The following is a 17,181-nucleotide window of genomic DNA, read 5'->3' as shown; positions in this document are numbered from 1 at the left end:
CGGCGTGGCGCGATATATTGCCCACTAGACCGGGGACACGAGAATACGGCACGTCATGCCCGACCATTCCGCAAGCGGCCACGATCCGACAACCGAAACGTCGTCGCCCCAGGCGCTGTTTGACGAGGTCTGCGACCTGCTCCAACGCGGCGATCCGCGTGCCAACAACCTATTGTCGCGGCTGCAGGCGTATCCGCAACATGCCCAGGGCTGGCTGCAGCTCGGGCGCGTGCTCACTCGGCTCGAGCAGTCGGGCGCGGCCATGGTGGCGTTCGATCAGGCGCTGGCCGCGTGCCAGGCGCCGCTCGCAGCCGCGCTCGAAAAAGCCGACCTCATGATCGCGTCCGGTCAGCCCGCCGATGCAGCCCGTTGGCTCGCCGAGATCCAGCAACGCGGTAACGACGACGTCCGACTCACCCACCGACTCGGGCGAGCGCATTACGCCGCCGGCAACCTCGAAGCCGCACATGCGGCGCTGCAGGCCGCGGTCGACCAGGCGCCGGATTTCGCCGAAGCCTGGTTTCATCTCGGTCTGGTGGAACAGGATCTCGATCGCCCGGCGGCGGCCGCCACGGCCTACGGCAAGGCGCTGTCGGCCCGGCCCGGGATGTTCGAGGCGGCGCTCAATCTCGGCATCAGCCTGCAGGATACCGGGGCCATGGAGCCGGCGATGGATGCCTACGCGCAAGCCGTTCGAATCGAACCGGGATGTTTCAATCGAGTGGCGCAAGCGCTCACGTCGGCATCGACCGGTCGCCTTTGGCTCGACCCGAACGCCCTGCGCCGGTCACTTGCCGCTCGGACGTAAACGCGGCGCGCGGTACTGCTTGCGGTAGATGCCCTTGTCGTCCAGCAAGCGCCGTCCCAGCGCGTCGTAGGCCGCGGTTTCATCGGCATCGAACGCCTCGAAGACGTATTCCAGCGGCTCGCGCTGTACCGGAAAGCACTGCACGACCGGCGTCCCCCGCGCCAGCACGCCCTCGAAATCGGGCTGCGTCCATATCGCCGGAAACAATATGCCGACGTCGTGATAGCGATCAGCGTCGACCAGGCCGGACAGCGCCTGGAACGGCAGGTCCTGGCGATTGGCCGTTGGCATGGCGAAAAGCGACCAGCCGTCCGGCAATTCCACCGTCCAGAAACTGTTGAACTTGACGACCACGCGATCGTCGGCATGAAACGGCGTGCCCTCGACCTGAGCGGGCACGTGAAAACTCAGTGGCGCGCGCGGGTGCATGCGAGCCGCCGGCTGCGGCAGATCCCAATCCCAGGAAAACATGCCGTTGTGCACGCGTACATCGCAGGGCAGCGTGAACACGAAGCCGTGGGTCATGGCATCCACGAACGGCGGACACTGCTTCACCGTGCGTATATCGCCGCCGTGCGTATCGGAATACGCGGTGCTGGGCATGCGTCGCAACCAGTCGGGCAAAGCGGACCTTGCCGGCAATGGTTTCGGCAGGTGCCCCTCGAGGTTGGGATCGCAACGAAAGATGACGCGCATCAGGGTGTCCGGTTATCGCCCAGACTCAGATTGAATGCAATCGATATGCGCTGCGTCGACCCAAGATAAGGCCGTACCTGATGGTGCAGCCAGCCGGGAAACAACATGAGCAGCCCCGCTCGCGGCGTGAACTGTACGTTCGTACCGCCCGTGTTGTGGCCGCCGTCCCGAAACACCAGTGAGGGCGCGTACATCGCGACTCCCGGACCGCGCGGGTCCATGATTTCGAACTCGCCGCCGAGCGATGCATCGCTGGCCCGGCCCCCATCGTCGACGTAGTACGTGCCCGACCAGTATACGCCGGGATGATAATGGAATTCGTTAGCGTGGCCGTATTCGTTGATATTCGCCCACGCCCGGGCTGACCAATCGATTCGAACAGACTGGCCGGAGCGATCCATGGTGAGGCGATTGGCCATCTGGCGTGCGGCCGCCAGTACCTCGTCCATCCGCGGCCCGGCCCATTCACTCACCGGGCGACCGGAATGCCAGCCGCCGAGATTGGACGCCGAGATCGATCCCTCGCGCGCGCGCTCGGCGAGGATCCGCTCCTTGAGCTCGGCATTGCGTGCCTCGCTGTCGTCGAGAAGCGTTGCTGCCACCGGCGTGGCGAAGAAATGCCCCACCTGCATATCAAGCTCGGAATCGCTCATGGACTTTGTCCCTCGTATCGAAACGCGCTGTCAAAGAATGGCCCGCCGCATGCGTCGACGAAACCCCGAAAGATCGCAGACCGCAAAAAGACGCGGCCCGACGTACTACGCCGGGCCGCTTGCCATCACGAAGGATCGTTGATGACGCCTAGCCCATCAACTGTCGCCCTTGGACGCTTTCTTACCGATCGACGAGGGGTCGTTGAAGGCCTTCAACAACTCGTCGTAGGGCAGCGTTTCGCCGGGCGGGTTCTCGTTGGCCAGTTTCGGCTTCGGCGAACCCGGCTGTTTGAACCAGTATTCCTTGCTCTTTTTCGGATTGAGCTTCGGCGGGGCCACTTTTTCCAGACCCGCGATCTGGATGCGATGCATGACCTCGTCGAGTTCCTCGGCTACTTTATCCATGCCCTCCTGTGGCGTCAGCGCACCGCTGTTGATCTGCGCGATGTTCTTCCACCAGGCCGAGGTCATCTTGCCGTAGGCCGGGACGTTCGTACCGGTAGGCGTCCAGTACTTATGCGCCGGGCTGCGGAAGAATTCGACCAGACCGCCGAGGTACGGCGCGGCCTCGCCCATTTCCTTGGAATTGATATCCGAGGTGCGGAACGGCGTGAGCGCCGCCCAGCTCTTGCGCAGGGACACCGACTTACAGATACAGAACTGGGCATACAGCCAGCTTGCCGCCCGTTTTTTCGCCGGGGTGGTCTTGGGCAGGATCCAGGAACCGCAATCCTGATAGCCGAGCTTCATGCCGGCTTCCCAGTACGGTCCGTGCGGCGACGGCGCCATACGCCATTTCGGCGTACCGTCCTCGTTCACCACCGGCAGACCGGGCTTGGTCATGCTCGACGCAAACGCGGTGTACCAGAAGATCTGCTGCGCAATATGACCCTGCGCCGGCACCGGACCGGCTTCCGAGAAAGTCATGCCCGCGGCTTCCGGCGGTGCGTACTTCTGCAGCCATTCCTTGTACTTGGTGATGGCATACACCGCCGCCGGGCTGTTCGTGGCCCCACCGCGTTCGACGCTGGCGCCGACCGGGTTCTGCTGCTCGTTGACACGGATACCCCAGTCGTCCACCGGATGGCCGAACGGCAGGCCCTTGTCGCTCATGCCGGCCATCGACAGCCAGGAGTCATGGATACGCCAGCCGAGAGACGGATCCTTCTTGCCATAGTCCATATGGCCGTAGATCCGCTTGCCGTCGAGATGCTTCACGTCGTTGGTGAAGAATTCGGCGATGTCTTCGTAGGCCGACCAGTTGACCGGCACATCGAGCTCGTAGCCGTACTTGTCCTTGAACCGTTTTTTCAGGTCGGGACGGTCGAACCAGTCCTTGCGGTACCAGTACAGATTCGCGAACTGGCCGTCCGGAATCATGTACATCTTGTTATTGAGCGGCCAGGTCACGAAGCTCTTGCCGATGAAGTCGTCTACGTCCAGCGTGGACAGCGTGATGTCCTTGCCCGCGCCGGTGATGTAGTCCGTAATCGGAACCACGTCGTCCATACGCGGATGCGTACCGATGAAGTCCGAGTCGTTGATGAACAGGTCATAGACGTCGGTGCCGGTGGCCATCTGCGTCTCGAGCTTCGAGACGGTATCGCCTTCCTGCATCGTGTCGTGATTGACCTTGATCCCGGTGATCTGCTCGAAGGCCTTCGACAGGATATTGGCCTCGAACTGGTGAGTCGCGGTGACTTCCGAGACGACGTTGACTTCCATCCCGCGGTAAGGCGCTGCCGCCTCGTGCAGGAATTTCATCTCCGCCATCTGCTGATCCTTGGTCAGCGTGGAGGGCTGGAGGAAGTCGGTCACCCAGTTCTCGGCCGCTTCCATCCCTTTCTTGCCGCGACCGTAGTCCTTGTAATTGGGGACTTCACCCAGCGGCGGCAAGTTTTTGATACCGCCGGAGGTCGACGCCGTCGCCGCCTTGGCCGATGTACCGATGAACGGTACGGCGGCCACGCCGGCGGCCGCGGCTGCGCCCGTGCGCAGGAAATTGCGACGGTTGGCGTTGAATCCCCGCGGAGCTTTCTCCCCCGCCCGACCCTGCGGGTCGTCCTCATGCTTTTTAGTCATTTCGATCTCCTTCCGATCGCAGTATGAGCCGGCCCGAGCAAAACGAACCGGTGGTAGGGCCGCGCGCATCGCCTGCGAACCGTCGCGATACGATCAGCCTGAACTCTTGTGCTAGTGCCGTGTTAACCGAACAGAATGAGTCCGACGATCCACAGCACGACCAGCACCAGCAAAATCCAGCTCGTCAGCGGCACCAGTGCCACCCAGAGCGCCGTCAGATAAGCCGAACTGAGCAAGCCGATGAACAGTCGATCCCCTCGCGTGGTACGCATCGGAATGATCCAACCGCGACGCTCGCGCGTGGGCTGAATGAATTGCCAGATCGTCATCACGATCAATATGGCCACGATGCCGATGAAAAACGCGGCGGTGGGTAAGGTCCAAAGCATCCATTGCATGTCGTGAACTCCTGACTAGACCCGACCCAGGGCGAAACCGGAGGCGATCCGATGACGCACGAACCAGATCACCAGAACACCCGGGATGAGCGTGAGCGTGCCGGCGGCTGCGAGAATGCCCCAGTCGGTACCCGAGGCGGTGAAGGCACTGCTCATCATGGTGGCGAACGGCATGGCGTTGCTCGAAGTCAGCGTGTTGGCGAGCAACAGCTCGATCCAGCTGAACATGAAGCAGAAGAACGCGGCGACACCGATACCCGAGCCGATCAGCGGCAGAAAGATCTTGATGAAGAACCGGGGCAGCGAATAGCCGTCCAGATACGCCGTTTCATCGATCTCCCGCGGCACGCCGGACATAAACCCTTCCAGGATCCACACCGCCAGCGGCAGGTTGAACAGGGTATGGGCCAGCGCTACCGCATAGACCGTATCGAACAGATGAATGCTGTGATACAGCTGGAAATACGGGATCAGGAACACCGCCGGCGGCGCCATCAGGTTGGTCAGGAACCAGAAGAACAGATGCTTGTCGGCGAGAAAGTCGTAGCGCGAGAACGCATAGGCTGCCGGGATCGCCAATGGCAACGTAATCGCCACGTTGAGCGCCACATAAGACAGCGAATGCAGGAACGACCCGGTCCATTTACCGCTGTTGAAGATGTCGTGGTAGTGGACGAGCGTCCAGTCCTTGGGAAAGAACGTCAGCTGACTCGTGATCTCGGTGTTGGACTTGAACGACATCATGACCAGCCAATAGATCGGGATCAGCAGGAACAGGATGAACAGCGTCAGACAGATACGACGGATCGTCATCTTATTGGTCCCCCTCGCTCGTGCCCACGCGGGTCAGCACGATATAGAACACATAGCTGATCAACAGGATGATCAGGAAGTAGAGCAGCCCGTAGGCCGCCGCCTTGCCATAAGCGAACTGACCGATGGCCGTATTGGTGAGCATCTCGGTCATGAAGGTCGTACTGCTGCCCGGGCCACCGCCAGTCACGGTCAGCGGCTCGGCATAGACCTTGAAGCTGTAGACGAAGCGCAGAAGGATGGCGATCGTCAGCACGCCGCGTAGTTTGGGCAGCTCGATGAACCGGAACACCGCCCAGCGCGAGGCGCCGTCGATACGCGCGGCCTGGTAGAACGCGCCGGGAATCGCACACAGCCCTGCATAGCACAGCAGCGCGATCAGCGAGGTCCAGTGCCACACGCTCATCAACACCACCGTGAACCAGGCCGAAACGCTGCCGGTCGCGTAGTTGTAGTTGATGTGCAGGACGTTATTGACGAACGCCCCGAACAAACCAATGTCGCCGCGCGCGAAGATCTGCCAGATCAGACCGACCACGTTCCAGGGCACCAGCAAGGGCAATGCAAGCACGACCATGATCGGCCCGACCGCTCGTCCGCTGCGCGGCATCGTGAGCGCTACGCCGATACCCAGCGGCACCTCGATCGCAAGAACGATCGCGGTGAACAGGACCTGACGGCCGAGCGCGCCACGGAACTCTTCGTTGGTCAGCGCATCATGGAAAGTCGACCAGCCGACGAACGAGTGCGTGTTCATGTTGAACACGATCTGCAGGCTGTAGTTGACGACCGCGATGAACGGGATCAACGACGAAAAAGCGACAAGAAGCGTTGCTGGCAGTACCAGAAACCACGCCCGATTGTCGGCGAAACGGTTGTTATTCATGCCGCCACCTCGACTTCGTGACCGATGAGACGCTCGTTGTGATACAGGCAGAGCCATTCGGACGGGAATTGCACGTGCAACGTGTCGTCCTGGATATGGGCGTGGGCGTCGGGAAGCTTGATCTTGAGCTCGTTACCGTCCAGATCGGCGGTCACGAGATGAAATTCGCCCATGTCCGCGACCGCGGTCACGCGCGCCGCAAAGCCCTCGCCCGGCCGCGCCGCCTCGACGAATTCGGGCCGGATACCCAGCTTGAAATCACCGCTGCCCGCCTGCGCGGCAGCGTTGGCCTGCGACGCGCTCAGCGACACACGACGCTCGCCGATCACGGCCGAATCGCCGTCGATTCGGCATTCGATGAAGTTCATACCCGGGCTGCCGATGAAAAACCCGACGAAGGTATGCTCGGGGCGCTCGAACAACTCCTGCGGCGTGCCCACCTGCACGATTTCGCCATCGGACATCACCACGACCTTGTCGGCAAACGTGAGCGCCTCGATCTGATCGTGGGTGACATAGATCATCGTATGGCTGAACTGCTTGTGCACTTCCTTGAGCTGGCGCCGCAAACGCCACTTCAGCTGCGGGTCGATGACCGTCAGCGGCTCATCGAAGAGAATGGCCGAGGTGTCGTCGCGCACCAGTCCGCGCCCCATGGAAATCTTCTGCTTGAGTTCGGCACCCAGCCCGCTCGCGCGGCGCTTGAGCACGCTGCCCAGATCGAGCATCTCGGCGACTTCCCGCACACGCCGGTCGATGTGGCTGCGCTGGACCTTGCGGTTGCGCAACGGAAACGCCAGGTTGTCGTACACGCTCATCGAGTCGTACAACACCGGAAACTGGAATACCTGCGCGATGTTGCGACGCTCCGGCGATAGATCGGTGACATCGCGATCGCCGAAGAACACCCGCCCTTCGGACGGCTTGAGCAGCCCGGAACAGATGTTCAACAACGTACTCTTGCCGCAGCCGGACGGGCCGAGTAGCGCATACGCCCCACCGTCGTCCCAGCTGAAGTTCATCGGTTGCAGCGCATAATCTGCCGGCTTTTCGGCGTGGCCGGAATAGCTGTGCGCTACGCCATCGAAACGAATCAAGGCCATGGTGTCAGGCTCCCTCGTCTTGTCGGTCGGCGCCGGCTTCGGGCGAATGCACCAGCTGTTCGTTCCGATCGAAGACGAACAGTTTGTCCGGATGAAAACCCAGCGAAAGACGCGCACCGAGATCGTGCTGATGCACGCCGGGCTGCACCGCTACCCAGGGCCGACCCTCGACCTGACAATGCACATAAGTATCCGAGCCACTGATTTCTGTAACGTCGACCGCCGTATCGATGCGCTGGCCGCCCTTATCGGCGTCAGAATTAACCGTCAAATGCGGCGGACGAACGCCGAACAGATACGACCCATCCGACAGACTGGACAACGCCGCAGGCCGCGCGGTACGGAGGCTGTCGCCCACCCGCAATTCGTCGCCGCGGATTTCGCCATCGATGATGTTCATCGGCGGATCACTGAATACGCTCGCGACGTGGGTCGTGGCCGGCGCCGAGTAAACGTTCGCCGCGTAGTCGTACTGCAGCAGATTGCCTTCTTCGAGCACCGCGGTACGGCCGCCGAATGCCAGCGCTTCCCACGGATCGGTGGTGGCATAGACGACGATGGAACGCCGCCCTTCGAGCGCCTTCGGCAACTCTTCGCGCAAGGTCTCGCGCAGCTTGTAATCGAGGTTCACGAGCGGCTCGTCCAACAGCACGAGTTCGGCATCGCGAACCAGCGCGCGTGCCATGGCCGTACGCTGCTGCTGGCCGCCGGACAGTTCCGCCGGCAAACGGTCGAGCATGGCGTCGATATGCAGGCGTTCGGCTTCGGCGCGCACGCGGCGATCGATCTCCGAGCTCGAAACGCCAGCGATGCGCAGGGGCGATGCGATATTCTCGTAGACCGTCAGCGACGGGTAGTTGATGAACTGCTGATAGACCATCGCGACATTGCGCTTTCGCACTGAAAGCCCGGTGACATCGCGACCATCGACGAGAATGCGCCCGGACGAGGGTTTGTCCAGACCGGCCATCAAACGCATGAGCGACGTCTTGCCCGACAGCGTCAGGCCGAGCAAAAGCGACAGCGAACCGCTTTCCAGCTCGAGATCCATCGGCGCGATGTGAGTCTCCCCACCTACGACCTTGGACACATTGTCGAGCACTAGCGACATAGCCACCCTCCTCCGAAATACCGCCGGTGGGTACCAGCGGCTGCCTCATGCATTTGCATCAAGTGATGCCCCGGTTGCTTCGTGAATCAGGCACGCGCTGCCCACAGGCCACGCGTTACTTAATTCGAGCTTAGTGTTCGGAACCGAACATCAACAACTAGTCAAAAGTCGTAGGCTCGCCGGATAAGCCGGCCATCACGGTTTCCGTGCCGCCTATTCGGCGACATGGACCGACACCCGCGCCTCGGCCAGGAGGTCGGCGAGCGGCTTGGGCGGCGGCACATCGGTGTACAGCGCATCGATACAATCCACGATGTTGCCCGCCCGAACCAGCGCATGGCGGTTGTACTTGGTTTGATCGGCCAGCAGGAAGACGCGCCGCGCGTTGGCGATGATCACGCGCAACAACCGAACCTCGCGGTAATCGAAATCGAACAATGTCCCGTCCGACTCGATGCCGGAGATACTCATCAATGCATAGTCGACCTTGAAATTGTTGAAAAAATCGAGGGTCATTTCGCCGGTGACGCCCGCATCGATGGAACGCACCGTCCCGCCGGCCACCATCACTTCGGCATCGGTCGAAGACGAGAGCATGCCGGCGATCTGGAGGTTGTTGGTGATCACGCGCAACCCCTTGTGGTCAACCAATGCCCGCGCGGCTTCCTTGGTCGTGGTGCCCAGCGTGAGAAACAGCGAGGCATGGTCGGGAATTTCGCGCGCCACCAATTCCGCGATCTTGCGTTTACCCTCGAGGTTGAGCACCTGGCGCGCCTCGTAGGCAATGTTCTCGACCGTCGATGGCAAGCCCGCGCCGCCGTGATAACGCCGTAATAACCCCGCCTTGCACAGCGCGTTCACATCGCGTCGCGCGGTTTGCTGCGTGATATCGAAACTGCGAGCCAGCGCCTCGATGGCAACAAATCCTTGCTGCTCGACCAGATTAACGATCTCGCGCTGGCGCGGTGTCGGCATCTCCTCGTCCGACGCGGGGCGGCTAGGCGGTTTCACTCGATTGCTCTCCTTTCGAATCCACGCGGGGCGACTCGTAACGACGCAGCCGGGCGTTCGAACTCGCGCCCTCGCCCGTATCGCCGGTTTCATGGCGCCGACAAGCTAGAAATCCGCCGACGGCCACCCGCCCGGCCCAAGCCCGGACGCGGTTTTGACTGCAATTTGCATATTAGCCGTCTATCGCTGAGCGCCGGCTACAACTTTTGTTGTATTTTTGTTTTCGGTTTCGAACACTAGAGTTTTAATCCGAACATAAGGTGATCCCGATATGAGCTCTCCGCAGACGTATGATTTGGTTGTGGTCGGTGGCGGCATCAATGGCGCCGGCATCGCCCGCGACGCCGCGGGCCGAGGGTTGTCGGTTCTGCTGTGCGAAGCGGACGATCTGGCGAGCCATACCTCCTCGGCTTCGACCAAGCTCATCCACGGCGGGCTGCGTTATCTCGAGCAGTACGAGTTCAAGCTTGTCGCCAAGGCCCTGTCTGAACGGGAGGTCCTGCTCAAAGCGGCACCGCACATCATCTGGCCGATGCGCTTCATTCTTCCGCACCAGAAGCATCTGCGCCCGGCCTGGATGATTCGCACCGGTCTGTTTCTTTACGATCATCTCGGCGGCCGCCAGACCCTGGCAGGCTCGCACGGGGTGAAATTCCAGGATCATCCGTCCGGCGCACCGCTCAAACCGGAATTCAGCAAGGGCTTCGTCTACTCGGATGCCTGGGTTCAGGACGCACGCCTGGTGGTCCTCAATTGCATGGACGCGGCCAACCGCGGCGCAACGATCCTGACGCGCACGCGCTGCGAATCGGCCCGGCGTAACGCCGATGGCTGGGAGGTGACGCTCAAAACCACCGACGGCGAGACCATCTCGGCGAAAGCACGCGGGCTGGCCAACGCCGCTGGCCCCTGGGCCGTACGTTTTCTCGACGACGTCGCGACGATGGACCATCGTTACGCGCTGCGGCTGATCAAGGGCAGCCATATCGTCGTCCCGAAACTGTTCGACCACGAATATGCCTATATCTTCCAGCAGCCCGACGGGCGCATCGTGTTCGCCATCCCCTACGAACAGGATTTCACCCTCATCGGCACCACCGATGTCGAACACGAGGGCGCACCCGGCAAGGTCGCTATCGAAGAAGACGAGATCGCCTATCTGTGTGAATCAGCGAACCGCTATTTCGAACAGTCGATCGGGCCGGACGATGTGGTCTGGAGCTACTCCGGCGTGCGCCCGCTGCTCGACGACCAGGAAGACAACGCGAGCGAAATCACGCGCGATTACCGGATCCAGCTCGATACCGACGGCGCGCCGCTGCTCAACGTGTTTGGCGGCAAATTAACCACCTTCCGCCGACTGGCGGAAGACGCAGTCGATCAGATCGCGCCCAAGCTCGGTAATCGCGGGAAGGCATGGACCGGGTCCGGCCATCCGCTGCCCGGCGGCGAGGAAACCAAGCCGCAGCACTTGTTCGAATCGCTCCGGGCCAGCCATCCCTTCATTCCGCTGGGCATGGCCAACCGCATGGTCTTCAACTACGGCACCCGCGTGCGCGATATCGTCGCCGACGCCAAGAGCCTGGACGATTTGGGCGAACATTTCGGCGCCGATCTCTACGCCGCCGAAGTGGACTATCTGTGCGAACACGAATGGGCGCGTACCGCCGAGGATATCGTCTGGCGCCGCTCCAAGCTCGGCCTGCGGCTGACCGCCGACGAGATCGAACGCCTGGCGGCATATCTGCGCGAGCGTGCCTACGCCTGATCTGCGTTGCGCTCCCGACACGTACACTCGATCCCATCACGTCGCCCGGAGGAAACCCGTTGTCACGTCAGCCTGTGGTCGTGTCGAATGCTGAAGGAGTTGTCATTTCGCATGCTCCCGACGCCGGCCGGCTTGTCGGCCATGCATGGCACCGAACTCATATCTCCGGCGCGCCCGGGGCGGCGATCATGACGATTTTCGTCGACAACGGTACCGCATCGCGCGAATTCGCCGTGCGACCGTTCGCGCGCCTACAGCGCAGCCGGACGCTTGAGCGTATACCCCGCAAGAGCCGCCCGAACCCGCCGCCGATTGGTATGGTTACGGCGCGATGCGTCGGCTCCGCGATGCACGACGGGACGCGAAGATTGCACCGGGTTATCGTGAGCCCGGCGTGTACCCGTGGGGGCGTTGGTTCGCGCCGAGGGTCCGGGCTCGACGCGAACGCGCCCGACGCCTGCGATACCGTTGCGTGCGACTGAGTCCAAGCAAGCGCCGCGCTTCAAAGGAGAGAGATATGGACAAGAAATACATCCTCGCCATCGATCAGGGGACGACCAGCTCGCGTTCGATGCTGTTCGACCGCCAGGGCCGGATCGCAGGCATTGCGCAGCGCGAATTCGAACAGATTTTCCCGCGCCCGGGCTGGGTCGAGCACAATCCGCGCGACATCATGACGAGCGTGCTCACCACCCTGACCGAGCTGATCAACAACACCCAGGTCGACGTATCCGAGATCGCCGGCATCGGCATCACCAACCAGCGCGAGACCACCGTCGTCTGGGACAAGAAGACCGGGCAACCCGTCTACAACGCCATCGTCTGGCAGTCGCGGCATTCCGCCGAAATCTGCGACGAGCTACGCGAAGCCGGCCACGCCGAGATGATTCGCGACAAGACGGGGCTGGTCATCGATGCCTATTTTTCGGGCACTAAACTGAAGTGGATCTTCGACAACGTCGACGGCGTCAAGCAAAAAGCCGACAACGGCGAGCTGCTGTTCGGCACCATCGACTCCTGGCTGGTCTGGAACCTGACCGGCGGCGAAGTGCATGTCACCGACGTGACCAATGCCTCGCGCACCATGATGTTCAATATCCGCGATCGCCAATGGGACCCGGAACTGCTCGAGCTGTTCGGCGTACCGGAATCCATGCTGCCGGAGGTGAAATCCTCCAGCGAAGTCTATGGCCACGTGCTGCCGAAATACTTTTTCGGTAACAAGCTGCCGATCGCGGGCATGGCCGGCGACCAGCAGGCCGCGCTGTTCGGCCAGGCCTGCTTCGAGCCCGGCATGGCCAAGAACACTTACGGCACCGGCTGCTTCACCCTGATGAACACCGGCACCGAAGCCACCGCCTCGGAAAACGGCCTGCTGACTACCATCGGCTGGGAGATCGACGGCACCATCGAGTACGCGCTCGAAGGCAGCGTTTTCGTCGCCGGCTCGGTGATTCAGTGGCTGCGCGACGGGCTGCGCATGCTGGGCAAGGCCTCGGACTCGGAAGCCTATGCCGAACGCGCCGGCGATAACGACGGCGTGTACATGGTGCCCGCGTTCACCGGCCTGGGCGCACCCTACTGGGACAGCAACGTCCGCGGCGCGATGTTCGGGCTGTCGCGTGGCACGACCAAGGAACATTTCATCCGCGCGGCGGTGGAATCCATCGCCTATCAGAGTGCCGATGTGCTACGGGCCATGCAGGCCGATGCCGATCTGAACCTGGCGGAGCTACGCACCGACGGCGGCGCGATCGCGAACGACTTTCTGGCGCAGTTCCAGGCCAATATCCTCGGCGTGGATGTGCTTCGCAGCGAAGTCAGCGAGACCACAGCACTCGGTGCCGCATACCTGGCCGGGCTGGCTGTCGGATTCTGGGAATCGCGCGAGCAGATCGCCGAGCAATGGGCGGTCGAAACCCGTTTCAAGCCAGACATGTCGAGCGAAAAACGCGAAGAACTCATCGCCGGCTGGAAGCGCGCGGTCCAGGCCACCATGGGCTTTCGCGTCGACTCCTGATCGCTGCCGTCCGATGACACGCCTATTGGCAAGCCCATTCAGTTTGTCCGAACGCATCTCCTCCGATGCGCTTGCCTCGCCGGGGAGTCTCGGCGAGGTTTTTTTGCTGGCGGGCGTGGTGCCGGCGGATGTCGACGAACCCAGCCGCGGTCGCGCGTGTTTAGGGCATACACACGACATCGGTTAACGTCTATCGTGATCGCCGCGGTTGCTTGAAGTCGGCGCCGTAGCGCTACCCGAGGGGCCTTTATGATTACTCAGATCACCCGCCTGCTTGACGCGTCGCAGACCCGCAAAGCACGCGCATTCGTCGAACAAGCCGAGTTCGTGGAAGGCAAAGCCACGAACCGCGGATCGAATATCAAGAACAACGAACAGATCAGCGAAAACGATTCGGACCAATCCGAGATCGGCCGGATAGTGGTTCAGGCGCTGCTCAATAACGACGACGTGCTGAATACCGCCTTCCCCCGGGGCGTGCCCAGCCCGACCTTCTCCCGCTATCAGCCCGGCATGTATTACGGGCTGCATATGGACGAAGCAATCATGAACACCAAGCCGAAACCGTTGCGCACGGATTTATCGGTGACGGTGTTCCTGTCGTCGGGCGACGAATACGACGGCGGCGAACTCGAACTGTGGACCGGCACGGAACCGCAGCTCGTGAAACTCGATGCCGGCGACGCGGTGATCTACCCCACCGGCCTCATTCATCAGGTGCGACCGGTGACCCGCGGTACGCGCTACGCCGCTGTGACGTGGATACAGAGCCAGATCCCCGAACTCAAACACCGCCAAGTGCTATCGCATTATTATCAACTGGTCGCACGTATGGGCCACAAGGCCGACGAAACCGATCGGTTACTGATGGAATCAGTGCGTACGGGGCTGTATCGGATGTGGATGGAACTCTGATCGCGACGCGCCCCGGTCGAGCGCACGCTGAACTGACGCAGCGTCGATCAACCGGCGCAGCTTGCCAAGGGCGTTCGGCCAAGCTGAATTCGTCCCGGCGGTGATTGCAGGGAGATCAGCCGGGCCTCGGTGATACCAGACACACCCGCGTGTATCGCCCGGCGGGCGGGTTCGCTACCTGTTCGATACGAGACGGCGCCTCGGCCCGGCACACTGCGGATAACGCCCCGCCTCGGCTCATCAACCCGCGTGCCGCCGCCGGCGACACCTGTGGCATCAGCGCTGCCACAGGTGTGGCAATAAAGACGGCGCAATACGGTCGCACACGATCCCACGACGCTGCGTTGGCGCTGATTGATGGCACGACTTCCCACTGGCGTAGAACTTGCGTTATTACATGGGGACCGACGTTCGAGCATAGGTTCGTCGTCCGCTCCGTCGCGAACGGGGCGCCATAACGTATATAACCGAGGAGAACACCATGTGCGCAGTCGCTGCCCGCGAAGTCGAACTCGAATCCAGCGTCCGAGAGTTCATTGATACCCCCCGCAAGATGTTGATTGGCGGCCAGTGGGTCGCCGCCGAATCCGGCAAGACCTTCGAGGTCTACAACCCCGCCACCGATGAAGTCATCGCCCAGGCCCAGTCGGCGGCCAAGGCCGACGTCGACAAGGCGGTGCGAGCCGCGCGTAAAGCGTTCGACGACGGGCCCTGGACGCAGATGTCGCCCGCCGAGCGCGGCCGCATCGTCTGGAAGATCGGCGACCTGATCATGGAACATCAGGAAGAACTGGCTCAGCTCGAAGCACTCGACAACGGCAAGCCGATTTCCATCGCCCGCGCGGCGGATGTCCCCTTGGCCGCCGAGTTGTTTCAGTACATGGCCGGCTGGGCGACCAAGCTCAACGGCGAGCAGATTGGCCTGACCGTGCCCTACGCGCCGGGCGCCGAATGGCATGCCTATACCCGCCGCGAGCCGGTCGGCGTCTGTGGCCAGATCATTCCTTGGAACTTCCCGCTGTTGATGGCCGCCTGGAAACTCGGCCCGGCGCTAGCCTGCGGTAACACGGTCGTCATGAAACTCGCCGAGGAAACGCCGCTGTCGGGCCTGAAGCTCGCCGAGATCATGCAGGAAGCCGGCGTACCGGACGGCGTGGTCAACATGCTCACCGGCTTCGGCGAGGAAGCCGGCGCGCCGATCGCGGCACATCCGCACGTCGACAAGATCGCTTTCACCGGCTCGACCGAAGTCGGCCGGCTGATCGTCAACGCCGCCCAGGGCAACCTCAAGAAAGTGTCGCTGGAGCTGGGCGGCAAGTCGCCGAACATCATTCTGGACGACGCCGATCTCGAGAAGGCCATCCCCGGCGCCGCCAACGCCATCTTCTTCAATCACGGCCAGTGCTGTGCCGCCGGCTCGCGTCTGTTCGTGCACGAGAAAGTCTACGACCAGGTCGTGGAAGGCGTGGCTGAATACGCGCGCAACATCAAGCTTGGCCCGGGCCTGGACCCGGAAACCCAGATGGGCCCGCTGGTGTCCCGAACCCAGCTCGAGCGCGTCACCGGCTATCTCGAAGCCGGCCGCAAACAGGGCGCCCGGGCCGCCGCGGGCGGCGAGCGCGGCGAAGGCGACGGCTATTTCGTCAAACCCACCGTGCTGGTCGACGTATCGGACGACATGAGCGTCTATCAGGAAGAAATCTTCGGACCGGTCGTGGCCGCCACGAAGTTCAAGGATGTCGATGCCGATCTCATCAAGCGCGCCAACGACACCGTCTTCGGCCTGGCCTCCGGCGTCTGGACCCAGGACATCGGCAAAGCCCACAAGCTGGCGGCCAAGATCCGCGCCGGCACCGTATGGGTAAACTGCTACAACATCTTCGATGCCGCCTTGCCCTTCGGCGGTTTCAAGCAGTCCGGCTGGGGCCGTGAAATGGGCGAACAAGTGCTCAACAACTACACCGAAACCAAGGCGGTCGCGGTGTCGCTGTAACGTCCGTATACACGCCTGCAAACAAGCCGGCTCCAGCAGGAGCCGGCTTTTTATTGTGCTGACAACGCGCGCCCATCGCGCACGCCACCCGCTCGACCGTAACGCCGCGACGCAATCAGGCGGTTCAAAACCGAAGATGGATGCCCGCAAAATCAGCAACAAGCATGGCGGCGTCGATCGACACCGCGTTATCCAGGCGTTGAAGCGTTTCGACATACCATGGGCTCGCCAACGCCCGCAGCGATGGCACGTTGTTGGAAAATGCACCGCCCACGTCCCAACGCGCAGCCGCCCAAGCCGTACAGCGCTCGCAGCGCGCCGGTCGATGGATCGCAGCGACAACATCACTCACGCCAATCGAGGACTCCATGATGGATATCAGCCGCAACGGCACCCGGCCATCGAACCCGGGCCCCGAGGACTATTTCACCGGCACCGTGCGAATCGACCCGCTGTTCAGTGCGGCCGCCCCGGCCCGGGCGGCCGGCGCCAGCGTCACGTTCGAACCCAAGGCCCGTACCGCCTGGCATACCCATCCCTACGGCCAGACGCTGATCGTGACGTCCGGCTGTGGCCGCGTACAGCGCGAAGACGGGCCCATCGAAACCATCCATCCGGGCGACGTGATCTGGTTTCCGCCGGGTGAACGACACTGGCACGGCGCCGGGCCGGACACCGCGATGACTCACATCGCAATCCAGGAAAAAGGCGAAGACGGCCCGGTGACCTGGCTCGAAAAAGTCACCGACGCTCAATACGAAGGCCGCGAATAAAACGCTTACGAGCCGGCGATCGGACCGATCGGTCGCCGGCCGACGCTTTGGTAAATTGCGAGCATAGAGCGCGAACCCCAGCGACGCCGCGGCAATCGGTCTCACGACGCCTGGCCGACTATTCACACATCGGCGGTCAAAAAAAGCGGGG

The 17,181-nt window shown here is 62.2% G+C and carries 15 protein-coding genes; 6 read left to right on the top strand and 9 right to left on the bottom strand.

Going from position 1 to position 17,181, the window contains the following annotated elements:
* The first annotated feature begins 55 nt into the window (after positions 1-55).
* The gene (locus C41B8_RS12940) at positions 56-808 is read left to right on the top strand and encodes a tetratricopeptide repeat protein (RefSeq protein ID WP_051883489.1); all 753 of its coding nucleotides are present in this window, start codon (positions 56-58) and stop codon (positions 806-808) included.
* Here C41B8_RS12940 and C41B8_RS12935 read toward each other — a convergent pair.
* From C41B8_RS12935 to C41B8_RS12895, 9 genes are all read right to left on the bottom strand, one after another.
* Positions 788-1,411 carry a hypothetical protein gene (locus C41B8_RS12935; RefSeq protein ID WP_198025185.1) on the bottom strand — a complete coding sequence of 208 codons (624 nt, stop codon included), beginning with the start codon at positions 1,409-1,411 and terminating at the stop codon, positions 788-790. The genes C41B8_RS12940 and C41B8_RS12935 overlap by 21 nt on opposite strands.
* 92 nt (positions 1,412-1,503) lie before the next feature.
* The gene (locus C41B8_RS12930) at positions 1,504-2,157 is read right to left on the bottom strand and encodes a TIGR02466 family protein (protein ID WP_051883488.1); all 654 of its coding nucleotides are present in this window, start codon (positions 2,155-2,157) and stop codon (positions 1,504-1,506) included.
* Between the two features lie 156 nt (positions 2,158-2,313).
* Entirely contained in the window at positions 2,314-4,239 is a 1,926-nt protein-coding gene (locus C41B8_RS12925) for an ABC transporter substrate-binding protein (protein ID WP_084188947.1), read from the bottom strand.
* A 122-nt stretch (positions 4,240-4,361) separates the two neighbouring features.
* Positions 4,362-4,637, bottom strand: a complete 276-nt coding sequence (locus C41B8_RS12920) for a DUF2160 domain-containing protein (RefSeq protein WP_037338903.1) — start codon at positions 4,635-4,637, stop codon at positions 4,362-4,364.
* Positions 4,638-4,652: 15 nt separating this feature from the next.
* Entirely contained in the window at positions 4,653-5,450 is a 798-nt protein-coding gene (locus tag C41B8_RS12915; protein WP_037338901.1) for a carbohydrate ABC transporter permease, read from the bottom strand.
* Position 5,451: 1 nt separating this feature from the next.
* A complete protein-coding gene (locus C41B8_RS12910) occupies positions 5,452-6,336 on the bottom strand; it encodes a carbohydrate ABC transporter permease (protein WP_037338899.1) in 885 nt (294 codons plus the stop codon).
* Positions 6,333-7,439: an ABC transporter ATP-binding protein gene (locus C41B8_RS12905; protein ID WP_037338897.1), complete on the bottom strand. Its 1,107-nt coding sequence runs from the start codon at positions 7,437-7,439 to the stop codon at positions 6,333-6,335. Before C41B8_RS12905 ends, C41B8_RS12910 begins: the two co-directional genes overlap by 4 nt.
* A gap of 4 nt (positions 7,440-7,443) precedes the next feature.
* Positions 7,444-8,550, bottom strand: coding sequence for an ABC transporter ATP-binding protein (locus C41B8_RS12900; RefSeq protein ID WP_037338895.1), 1,107 nt, complete (start codon positions 8,548-8,550; stop codon positions 7,444-7,446).
* Between the two features lie 213 nt (positions 8,551-8,763).
* On the bottom strand, positions 8,764-9,525 hold the full coding sequence (locus C41B8_RS12895; protein WP_037338974.1) for a DeoR/GlpR family DNA-binding transcription regulator: 762 nt from the start codon (positions 9,523-9,525) through the stop codon (positions 8,764-8,766).
* A gap of 307 nt (positions 9,526-9,832) precedes the next feature.
* On the opposite strand from C41B8_RS12895, the gene glpD reads away from it, so the two are divergent.
* The 5 genes from glpD (at position 9,833) to C41B8_RS12865 (ending at position 17,030) form a co-directional block, all read left to right on the top strand.
* A complete protein-coding gene (gene glpD, locus C41B8_RS12890) occupies positions 9,833-11,329 on the top strand; it encodes a glycerol-3-phosphate dehydrogenase (protein ID WP_037338892.1) in 1,497 nt (498 codons plus the stop codon).
* Positions 11,330-11,846: 517 nt separating this feature from the next.
* Complete coding sequence (gene glpK / locus C41B8_RS12885) at positions 11,847-13,349, top strand: glycerol kinase GlpK (RefSeq protein WP_037338890.1); 1,503 nt, start codon at positions 11,847-11,849, stop codon at positions 13,347-13,349.
* A gap of 249 nt (positions 13,350-13,598) precedes the next feature.
* Positions 13,599-14,264, top strand: a complete 666-nt coding sequence (locus C41B8_RS12880) for a Fe2+-dependent dioxygenase (protein ID WP_051883487.1) — start codon at positions 13,599-13,601, stop codon at positions 14,262-14,264.
* 481 nt (positions 14,265-14,745) lie between these two features.
* Positions 14,746-16,257 carry an aldehyde dehydrogenase family protein gene (locus C41B8_RS12875; RefSeq protein WP_037338887.1) on the top strand — a complete coding sequence of 504 codons (1,512 nt, stop codon included), beginning with the start codon at positions 14,746-14,748 and terminating at the stop codon, positions 16,255-16,257.
* Positions 16,258-16,628: 371 nt separating this feature from the next.
* The gene (locus tag C41B8_RS12865; protein ID WP_037338883.1) at positions 16,629-17,030 is read left to right on the top strand and encodes a (R)-mandelonitrile lyase; all 402 of its coding nucleotides are present in this window, start codon (positions 16,629-16,631) and stop codon (positions 17,028-17,030) included.
* The last annotated feature ends 151 nt before the right edge of the window (positions 17,031-17,181 follow it).

Origin of the sequence: Salinisphaera hydrothermalis C41B8 (assembly GCF_000732535.1) — a bacterium.
GTDB lineage: Bacteria > Pseudomonadota > Gammaproteobacteria > Nevskiales > Salinisphaeraceae > Salinisphaera > Salinisphaera hydrothermalis.
The sequence above is the reverse complement of the archived record's forward strand: the minus strand, read 5'-3'. Positions and strand labels throughout refer to the sequence as shown.